Origin of the sequence: Pseudoruegeria sp. SK021 (assembly GCF_002119405.1) — a bacterium.
Classification (GTDB): Bacteria; Pseudomonadota; Alphaproteobacteria; order Rhodobacterales; family Rhodobacteraceae; genus Meridianimarinicoccus.
In genome coordinates this window covers 1-6,606 of record NZ_MTBG01000069.1, presented here as the reverse complement: position 1 = coordinate 6,606, position 6,606 = coordinate 1, and the positions used below count along the sequence as shown (strand labels likewise).

The 6,606-nt window shown below is 54.8% G+C and carries 7 protein-coding genes and 2 pseudogenes; 4 read left to right on the top strand and 5 right to left on the bottom strand.

What is annotated here, in order from left to right; translation table 11 throughout:
* A pseudogene (locus BV911_RS19350) lies at window positions 1–146 on the bottom strand (IS5/IS1182 family transposase); the annotation flags it as partial.
* A 118-nt stretch (window positions 147–264) separates the two neighbouring features.
* Here BV911_RS19350 and BV911_RS18200 point away from each other — a divergent pair.
* Window positions 265–783, top strand: coding sequence for a MauE/DoxX family redox-associated membrane protein (locus tag BV911_RS18200; RefSeq protein ID WP_086054986.1), 519 nt, complete (start codon window positions 265–267; stop codon window positions 781–783).
* Window positions 784–890: 107 nt separating this feature from the next.
* Here the strand turns inward: BV911_RS18200 and BV911_RS18195 are convergent, their stop codons facing one another.
* The 3 genes from BV911_RS18195 to BV911_RS20135 form a co-directional block, all read right to left on the bottom strand.
* Entirely contained in the window at window positions 891–1,349 is a 459-nt protein-coding gene (locus BV911_RS18195) for a tRNA (cytidine(34)-2'-O)-methyltransferase (protein WP_371588350.1), read from the bottom strand.
* A 239-nt stretch (window positions 1,350–1,588) separates the two neighbouring features.
* Window positions 1,589–1,981, bottom strand: coding sequence for an SDR family NAD(P)-dependent oxidoreductase (locus tag BV911_RS18190; RefSeq protein WP_240512359.1), 393 nt, complete (start codon window positions 1,979–1,981; stop codon window positions 1,589–1,591).
* Complete coding sequence (locus BV911_RS20135) at window positions 1,968–2,144, bottom strand: hypothetical protein (protein ID WP_240512357.1); 177 nt, start codon at window positions 2,142–2,144, stop codon at window positions 1,968–1,970. The genes BV911_RS18190 and BV911_RS20135 overlap by 14 nt, the downstream gene beginning before the upstream one ends.
* 70 nt (window positions 2,145–2,214) lie before the next feature.
* Here BV911_RS20135 and BV911_RS18185 point away from each other — a divergent pair, with 70 nt between their 5' ends.
* The 3 genes from BV911_RS18185 to aldA all read left to right on the top strand — a co-directional run bounded on the left by BV911_RS18185 (window position 2,215) and on the right by aldA (window position 6,178).
* Complete coding sequence (locus tag BV911_RS18185; RefSeq protein ID WP_086054984.1) at window positions 2,215–3,099, top strand: NAD(P)-dependent oxidoreductase; 885 nt, start codon at window positions 2,215–2,217, stop codon at window positions 3,097–3,099.
* 478 nt (window positions 3,100–3,577) lie between these two features.
* Window positions 3,578–4,549 (top strand): GAF domain-containing protein, encoded by a 972-nt coding sequence (locus BV911_RS18180; protein WP_086054983.1) that lies wholly within the window; start codon window positions 3,578–3,580, stop codon window positions 4,547–4,549.
* A 147-nt stretch (window positions 4,550–4,696) separates the two neighbouring features.
* The gene (aldA, locus tag BV911_RS18175; RefSeq protein WP_086054982.1) at window positions 4,697–6,178 is read left to right on the top strand and encodes an aldehyde dehydrogenase; all 1,482 of its coding nucleotides are present in this window, start codon (window positions 4,697–4,699) and stop codon (window positions 6,176–6,178) included.
* 205 nt (window positions 6,179–6,383) lie between these two features.
* Here aldA and BV911_RS20450 read toward each other — a convergent pair.
* Window positions 6,384–6,482 (bottom strand): annotated as a pseudogene (locus BV911_RS20450) (IS3 family transposase); the annotation flags it as partial.
* Window positions 6,483–6,606: the final 124 nt, after the last annotated feature.

Below are 6,606 nucleotides of genomic sequence, written 5' to 3'. Positions count from 1 at the left end.
TGTTGACGTCCACGTTTCCCGGAGAGTGCCGCCTCCCACACCATATCCGGATCGAACCAGACGGTCAGCGATCCACGCTGTTTCAGCGCGAGGTTGTAGTCATGCCAGTTCGTCGTCTTGTAGGTCGCCTTTGCGGGTATGCTCATGCGCATCAGCTACCATATTGGATTCACGTGGTGAATCCCAAGCAGGATTTGCGCAACAGAGCCCGGTGGCGAGCGGATCGGTGGCTATACCGATTTAAAGAAACACTTCGGGTATCGCGTGGTTGGGAAGGACGATACGATCTACACGCCGGTGATCGCGATCTTCGCCTCGACGGCACTGATGGCACTGGCAATCATCTTGAACCTCTATGACGGGCTCCCAATCCTGACATTTCTGAAGTGGTTTTTCGCCGGTTCGATGGTCGTGCTTGCGATCCAGAAATTGCAGGATGTCGAAGGTTTCGTGAATGGCTTTTTGGGCTATGACCTGCTGGCGCGGCGGTATGTGCCCTACGGCTATGCCTATCCATTTGCGGAACTTTACGCAGGTGTTGGCATGATCGCCCTGATCGGCACTGGCAGCGCGCTGATCTGGCTCGTGGCCCCGGTTGCTATCTTCATCGGCACGATCAGCGCGGTCAGCGTGATTAAGGCCGTCTATATCGACAAGCGCGATCTGAAATGTGCCTGTGTCGGCGGCGGATCGAACGTACCGCTTGGGTTTATCTCATTGAGTGAAAATCTGATCATGGCCGCAATGGGACTTTGGATGCTGGGACTGCGGATCATAGCCTGAGACCGCGAACCAACGTTCACTGCAACCGACAAAATTGCAAAGTCCTTCATGACCATCAATCACCGCCGCCGCCACGATCTGCTGCCCGCGCGAGCCATCACCAGCTTTCAGCCGCCCAACTGAGTACGCATAGCTTGATAGACAACTGCTGTTGCTACATTCGCCAAATTGAGCGATCGGACCCGTGAATCGAGCATGGGCAAGCTGTATGTCCGATCATCCATCCCATTTAATATCGCCAATGGCAGGCCTTTGGATTCACAGCCGAATACCAAAAATGCGTCCTGTTGATAGTCAGCATCGTAAAGCGTTTGGGCCCCGGTTTCTTCAAAAAAGAACAGGCTGTCGCGACTTGGCGTACGAGCCTCCAAAAAATCTTTCCAGCTGTCATATTCGCTAAGGTGAACATATTTCCAATAGTCCGTCCCTGCCCGCCGCACGGCCTTCTCATCAAGGGAAAACCCGTAGGGTTTGATCAAAATCAGTTCTAGGTTCAACGCAACACAGGTCCGGCCAATCGCACCCGTATTGTACGGAATTTCGGGCGTGACCAACACGATTTTCATGCACGGCTTAGACATAGGTTGTTGGGGCTTTCTAACTTGGTGATGCGGCAGTCGCCGCGTAGCGTTTTGTCGGAAATCGAGTTCGCAAAACTACCGATTTTCGAGGGATTCATGAGCCTCGAGAACTGATGTAGCGAGCCCTTCGAGAAGGCTAGGTACGCCAAATTCTATAAGGAGTAAAAGCGCGTGTTTTTCTTGCCGCGTAGTGTTTTCAAAGGGCTTCTCATGAACAAGTCTGATCACGCGTTGAGAAATTCCCGATCACTCGCGCCTTTTCCGTATTTGAGCTTGTTGACTGCTGAATAATATTTGCAAATCCTATCTTTCCACAACAGTTCCATCACCTCATTTATAACGTCATCCAAGGGCAACGCCGCCGATACTTGCGGCTGTCCCGGTGTGAGTTCCACCGCGACCAGAGGTGTCACGATCTCGTACACGGCAACTGGGCTGCGGCGCAATTGCTGGTGCAACGCTTCGGTCCAGGCATAGATCGCCACCTTGGCTGCGGAATAGACCGGATTTGCCACCTTGAGGACGAAGGCACAACCCGAGGAGACCGACACCAACGTGGCCTTCCAGACGGCCTTGGAGATGTGGAAGCAGCGCGGCACCCAGTCAAATCGTCCCATCAAGGGTCGTCTCGGTGGTCCGCTCGACCACGTCAAGCAATACAGGATTTCCAGTATAATCCTCGGCCTCCATGATCCCGGCATTGAGGATCACCACATCCGCGTGCAGATGAACGAGGACATCCCAGTAATGCGGTTGAGCCAGAGGTCCTGCCTTGCTCAACAAGCCATTGGTGGTTCAATGTCAGGCACAAACAAGAAAAGCGCCGAGGGGCGAAATGAGAGAGGGTTCCATGAGGGTTTTCTTTACAGGCGGCAGCGGCAAGGCAGGCCGATGGGCCATCCGGCACTTGCAGGCGCAAGGCCACCATGTAGTGAATGTGGATCGAACTCCGTCCGGGCTGAATTGCCCCGAGTTGTTGGTCGACCTCTGCGACGCTGGCCAGGTCATTGGCGCCATGTCCCAGTTCGTCGAAGGCGCAGAGTTGGACGCAGGCACCGGTGTTCCGAAATATGACGCGGTCGTGCATTTCGCGGCAATCCCCCGCGTCATGATCGGCACGGACGGCGAGTGTTTTCGGCAGAACACTCTGAGCACCTACAACGTCATCGAGGCGGCTGTGAAGTTGGGCGTCCCGAAGGTGATCTTCGCAAGCTCTGAGACAACGTATGGCATATGTTTTGCGGACGGAGAGATGAAACCCGACTTCGTGCCGATTGATGAAACCCACCCGACCGTGCCCCACGACAGCTACGCCATGTCGAAGGTCTGCAATGAGATGACCGCCCGTTCCTTTCAGGCTCGGACCGGTGCCGACATTTACGGATTGCGGATCAACAACGTGATCGAGCCGCACGAATATGCCGAAAACTTCCCATCCTTCATGGCAAACCCGGCTTTGCGGCGACGCAATGTCTTTGCGTATATAGATGCCCGCGATCTGGGGCATATGGTCGATTGCTGCCTGAACACCGACGGATTGGGATTTGAAGTATTCAACGTATCGAATGACGACATGTCGGTCGGCATCACGTCGGATCAGGTGATCGCGCAGTTCTATGACGGTGTCGAAGTGCGTGGTAAGATGGGCGCAAACGAGACCTTCTTTTGCAACAAAAAGGCGAAGACGTTGGTCGGGTTTCAGCCGAAGCATTCTTGGCGCGATGTTTTGGAGTGAACGGCCCGACCCTGCCAGTCGCGTCGCCGCCGCCACCGGCGCGGGGTCACTAAGGCCAATATTGATGCTGCGAGGCATTTAGAGGCATCTGACCACCTGTGTCCGAAACCTAGACGGTTGTGATCGCACGATTAAACAACACTTCGTGCGCTATTGCAGCTGTGCCGTTGGCCAGACTGCTATGTTATCCTGAACGTTCCATCCGCGCACAGCCTGCAAGCAGGGATCAATTGTTTGAGTTTTGACGGCTATCCCAATAAATGGCTTTGGCCTGTGGATCAGACTGCTTTTATGCGTAATCGCCGACCGTGCCCCCATGAAATGGACCGCACTCACTTGGCATCGTATTCTTAACAACCCAGCTTCGGCGCATTGGCTGTTGGGTGAAAAGTTGACTCATCGCTACCCAAGGCTAATCTAGTGGGCGGAGGCGCTGCTGATCTTCTCCCAGGTCAGCAGTTGAAGGGAGGGCGGAGCGATGACCGATTTGACGTCGCATGCGGTGCATGTGCGCAAGGTTCTTATAGCCAAAGACATCTCGCGGTTGCCTCTTGCGGCATCCTGGCATCGGTGCGTGCATTTGCACGGGCTTGACCCCGAGATGGCACCAAAGCCACAGCGCGTGACCGACATAGAACTACGTGCTCTATCCGAGCCGCTGGGGCCCTTGCTTGCAAGCGCCACCCCAACGTTAGAACGATTGCGTCGCGCTATCGGAAATCGTGGTGTGTGTGTTCTGGTCAGCAATGCGCAGGGTGTTCCGGTTCTGTGTTGGGGCCCGGAAACCGATATGCCAGACCTGCGAAAGCGCGGCCTATGCGAAGGGGTCGACTGGAGTGAAGCGCACAGCGGCACCAACGGAATTGGAACGTCACTGGTCGAGCGTCGCGCCTTATATGTCCGACCGGATCAGCATTTTTACGCCAGCCCGCTGAGCATCACGTGTGTATCTGCCCCGTTCTTTGATGACCACGGAACGTTGGCGGGGGCGGCGAACATCACCTATTATGGCCGCGCCAGCGAACAGGCCCCTGTCGGCTTGTTGATGTCCAGCATTTCGGATGCGACACGGCAGATCGAGATGGATCATTTCCACCAAACCTTTGCCGATAATCGGATCATCTCTATCCCCGGCGAAACCCGCTCGGGCGGGATCTTGATTGCGGTGGATCGTGATGATGTCATCACGGGGGCCACTCGCGGGGCGCGGCGTGCCTTTGGCCTAACCGGGGCGGCCTTGACTGCGGGCGTCATCGCGCACGACTTGTTTGCCAAATCTCTGAATACTTTGGATGATACGTTGCAGGGGGCCGAATACAGCGTCTTGCGGCGTTGGCTTATTCGCAACGGCGGCAACGTTACGGCGACGGCGCGTGATCTGAACATTAGTCACGCAACGATCAAGCGTAAAATCAATACCCACAGCCTTGATCGACGTCGCCTGAACTGAGGCCCGTAAACCGGCTCAGATCCGAGCCGGTTTTTTAGGGTCGTGCGGATACAGGGATTGTATCCTAATGAAATGACTTCAACATTTCCTTCAAGTGTTTGGCGGCAACGCCATCAGCGACCAAACCCTATAGAGGAGGAAATTAAAATGACCACGGATACCCCCCTGCGCAAACCCGCCGAGAGATTTTCCGAGCAGCCACAGGATTATCGCAACTATGTTGATGGGGCTTTTGTCGCCAATAGCGGTGAGATGATTGACGTCCTGAACCCTGCCAGTGGCGTGCTTTTGGGGCGCATTCCTGAAACGAGCTCAGAGACCGTTGACAGGGCGGTGCGGGCGGCACGGCGGGCTCAGGGTCCGTGGGAAAAGTTACCCGCGATAGAGCGCGCAGCCTACCTGCGCAAGATCTCAGCCAAGCTGCGGGAGCATCGCCTAGAACTCGCCGATACGATCGTCAAAGAGCAGGGTAAGGTGCGTGGTCTCGCTCAGGTCGAAGTAGATTTCACTGCGGATTACATCGACTACATGGCGGAATGGGCTCGACGGATCGAAGGCGAAGTTCTGACCAGTGATCGGCCGAAAGAAACCATGCTGCTCATGCGTAAGCCGATCGGCGTCGTGGCAGGCATCCTACCATGGAATTTCCCGTTCTTCTTAATTGCGCGTAAACTTGCCCCAGCACTGGTCACGGGCAACACTATTGTCATTAAACCAAGCGAAGAAACCCCTATCAACGCATATCTCTTTGCTGAGTTGTTGGCCGAAACAGATTTGCCAAAAGGGGTTTTCAATCTTGTTGGCGGGCGCGGGTCTGTGGCGGGTAAAGCCCTAATTTCGCATCCTGAGGTGGATTTGATTACCTTTACGGGCAGCGTCGCGACTGGGTCGCATATTATGCAAGAAGCAGGCAAAAACCTAACGCGAGTCAATTTGGAACTGGGCGGCAAGGCTCCTGCGATTGTTTTGAAGGATGCCGATCTCGATCTGGCTGCCAAAGCCATCTATGATTCACGGATCATCAACACCGGACAGGTCTGCAACTGCGCTGAACGAGTGTATGTCGAACGCGAGGTCCATGACGTGTTCGTTGAAAAGCTGACAGCGCATTTTGAGGCCACCCGCTACGGAGATCCCTCAGAGGACGACGACCTAGATATGGGGCCGCTGGTGAACCAGATTGGCCTCAACAAGGTGACTGCTGCAGTTGAGTTGGCACAAAAACAGGGCGCAACCATCGTGTGCGGCGGCAAACCGGCCGATCTGGGACGCGGGTTCCATTTCCAACCGACGGTGATCACTGGTGCAACCCATGAGATGGACATCATGCGGCGCGAAACATTTGGACCGGTTCTTCCAATCCAAGCGGTGGAAAGTCTCGAAGAGGCGATCGGCCTTTCAAATGACAGTGAATATGGTCTGACGTCTTCAATTTACACCCGAGATCTAAGTTCAGCCATGCAGGCTGCGCGTGAGCTGAAGTTCGGCGAAACCTATATCAATCGTGAGAACTTTGAAGCAATGCAGGGCTACCACGCAGGTCACAGAAAATCTGGTATTGGTGGTGCCGATGGCAAGCACGGGCTTTACGAATTCATGGTGACACACGTCGTGTATATTCAAGAATAACCTCGGCGGATCGCCCTCAACTGCGGGACGTTAATCAAATTGGCGACCTACGCCTGTCGAGCGCACTCAATGCGGTAGGCGCAGGTCACTCATATTAGCGAGAATAGAAATCATTGATTTGCATCGACGGCCCAAAGTGGCGTTGGGCTGCACATGCGTTGAATGACTGGACCTGTCGCGGTTTGATGCCGCCCCAAGTGCTCGTTTAAGCCACCTTCCGCTCGAATGCGACGGGGCTTTTCCACCCCAATGATGAATGGCGGCGGCGCGGATTGTAGAAGCCGTTGATGTATTCGAAGATTGAACCGCGCCAGGTTTGCCGGAGGCTCCAACTCATGAGTAGGATGGAGCATCATGAACAAAACAACGAACAAATATTCACCTGAAGTGCGCGAACGTGCCGTGCGGATGGTTTTGGATGGCGCAGG